This is a genomic window from Acidovorax sp. FJL06, from assembly GCF_003852545.1.
Taxonomy (GTDB): Bacteria; Pseudomonadota; Gammaproteobacteria; order Burkholderiales; family Burkholderiaceae_C; genus Acidovorax.
Genome location: NZ_QAJR01000039.1, coordinates 1 through 2557, shown reverse-complemented (window position 1 = coordinate 2557; position 2557 = coordinate 1). Strand labels below are relative to the sequence as shown.

General features: G+C 64.3%; 2 protein-coding genes. Both read left to right on the top strand.

What is annotated here, in order from left to right; translation table 11 throughout:
• The first annotated feature begins 121 nt into the window (after nucleotides 1-121).
• Nucleotides 122-997: a site-specific integrase gene (locus DBV10_RS19540; RefSeq protein ID WP_124515268.1), complete on the top strand. Its 876-nt coding sequence runs from the start codon at nucleotides 122-124 to the stop codon at nucleotides 995-997.
• Between the two features lie 10 nt (nucleotides 998-1007).
• A complete protein-coding gene (locus tag DBV10_RS19535; protein ID WP_124515267.1) occupies nucleotides 1008-2201 on the top strand; it encodes an IS91 family transposase in 1194 nt (397 codons plus the stop codon).
• The last annotated feature ends 356 nt before the right edge of the window (nucleotides 2202-2557 follow it).

Sequence of the window (2557 nt, the reverse complement as noted above, 5' to 3'; positions counted from 1 at the left end):
GAGGACTAAACCGCTCGCGCGGTAGCCCCACCGCGAAGGCCCTGACGCAAAGTACACATCGCGCCCCTGCCTATGTTGGCGAGCGAGGCAATCGGCCTCGTTCTTCGACAGGAGCGCGATCATGATCCCTTCAGCCCAACCCATCTCGCCGCTGCGCCAACGCATGCTTGAGGACATGCGAATGCGCAAGCTGGAGCCTCGCACGCAAGAAGCCTACATCCGCGCCGTGCGCAAGCTGGCCGCTTACCTCAAGCGTTCGCCCGACGCGGCCACGGTGGAAGACCTGCGTAATTTCCAGCTCCATCTGGTGGACACGGGCTCATCCCCCATGACGCTCAACGCCACGCTCACCGGACTGAAGTTCTTCTTTGACATCACGCTGGGGCGCATCGAGCTGATGGCCAAGATGCAGCCCGTGAAGCTGCCCCGCACCTTGCCGGTGGTCTTGAGCTGCGAAGAAGTCTCACGTCTTCTGGCTGCGGCCCGCAACATCAAGCACCAGGTGGCCCTGTCGGTTGCCTATGGCGCAGGTCTTCGCGCCAGCGAGGTCGTCAGCCTGAGGGTCACCGATGTGGACAGCCAACGCATGACGCTGCGTGTGGAGCAAGGCAAGGGCGCCAAGGACCGCTATGCCATGCTCAGCCCTGTCTTGCTGCAGCGCCTGCGCACATGGTGGCACCTCGCTCATGCCCAGGGCAAGATGATGCCCGGCGGTTGGCTGTTCCCGGGCATGACGGCCTTGGAACCACTGTCGATTCGCCAGCTCAACCGCGCCGTTCATGCGGCGGCCGAGGCTGCTGGGATCAACAAGCGCGTCACCACCCACACCTTGCGCCATAGCTTTGCCACGCATCTGCTGGAGCGCAAGGTTGATATCCGTGTGATCCAGGTGCTGCTGGGGCACAAGAAGCTGGAGACCACATCGATCTACGCCCACGTAGCGACTGACCTGCTGCGCGAGGTGATTGGCCCGCTGGAGCCCATGCCACCGGCCTGAAGGTGCGCGCGTGCAGCGGCCCCCCCTGGAGGTCGCCGACATCTTCCTCAAGCATGGTGCGGCCTGGCGTGACAGCCAGCGCGGGCACTTGAGCCTGTCTCAACTCAAGGTCATGTCGGCCATTGAGCAGTGCCGCACAGCGGCACTGGGTGGACATGTCTTGCGCTGCGATGGCTGCGCCACCGAGCTGGTCTCCTACAACTCCTGCCGCAACCGCCACTGCCCCAAGTGCCAAAGCACTGCGGCCAAGCGCTGGCTTGATGCCCGCCAGGCCGATCTGCTGCCCGTGGAGTATTACCACGTGGTCTTCACGCTGCCCGCGCCCATTGCCGATCTGGCGTACCAGAACAAGGCCGAACTCTATGGATTGCTGTTCGATGTCGCCGCCGAGGTGCTGCAAACCATCGCTGCAGATCGCAAGCATCTGGGGGCACGCATCGGCGCCACGCTGGTGCTGCACACCTGGGGTTCGGCATTGACGCATCACCCGCATGTGCATGGCATCGTACCGGGCGGCGGGCTTGCCCCTGATGGCAAGTCCTGGGTGGCCTGCCCAGTGGGGTTCTTCCTTCCGGTACGCGTGCTGTCCAGGCTGATGCGACGGCGCTTTCTTGAGGAGCTGCTGCACTTGCACCAGGATGGTCGGTTGAGGTTCTTTGGCGAACTGGCGGCGTTGGCGGACGGTGCCTGCTTCAACCAGTGGCTGGCACCGATGCGCCAATGCGAGTGGGTGGTCTACGCCAAGCGACCGTTCGCCGGCCCCCAGGCGGTGCTGGCCTATCTGTCGCGCTACACGCACCGGGTGGCTATCTCTAACAGCCGACTTGTTGCGATGGATGAGCGCGGGGTGAGTTTTAGGTGGAAGGACTACCGCGCCAAGGGATGCACCCGCCACAAGACCATGACGCTGGCGCCCGAAGAGTTCATGCGCCGATTCCTGCTGCATGTGCTGCCCGGCGGGTTTCATCGCATCCGGCACTATGGCTTGCTGGCCAATGGCAACCGCAGGGAATGCCTTGCGCTGGCGCGCCAGTTGTTGGGCGCCGCCCAGGCGCCAGCCGCCACCCCCAGCAGCGACGAGCAAGCCGATGGGCTGCCCAACGCAGCGCAACCGGCCTTTGTTTGCAGGCACTGCGGGCATGCGATGGTCATCGTGCACAGTTGGATGCGCGGGCAGGCCATTCGGGCGCCACCTCCATCATGAGCAGCGCCATGCGCCACCACTTGTCTTGGATGTCGATGCGCGTGGGCCAGTCGGCGGGGTTGGTGCGTGCCAGGCGCTGCAAATGGCGGTCCAGAAAGCATGCTGCGCCCAGCGAAAGGTCTGCCATCGCAGTTGCACCAGGCCCCATGCACACACGATGGCACACTGGCACCGCTTGCCTGCGGGTCTTGGTCGTCAAGCCGTTGCCCAAATCCCCATAGCGTTTGCGCCCGGATCACCCGCGTTGGCGTTCTCCGCGGTTTCCTCCCCCGAGGCTTGTGCGACACCTGCCCTCAGGTCGGGGGCGGTCATCGCTCGGAGGGGTGTTCCGGGCAGGTATCTCACAACCCTAAACA

What these genes read in the sequence shown, in the direction of transcription:
- DBV10_RS19540 (WP_124515268.1), top strand. Translation starts at nt 122, where the DNA reads ATGATCCCTTCAGCCCAACCCATCTCGCCGCTGCGCCAACGCATGCTT.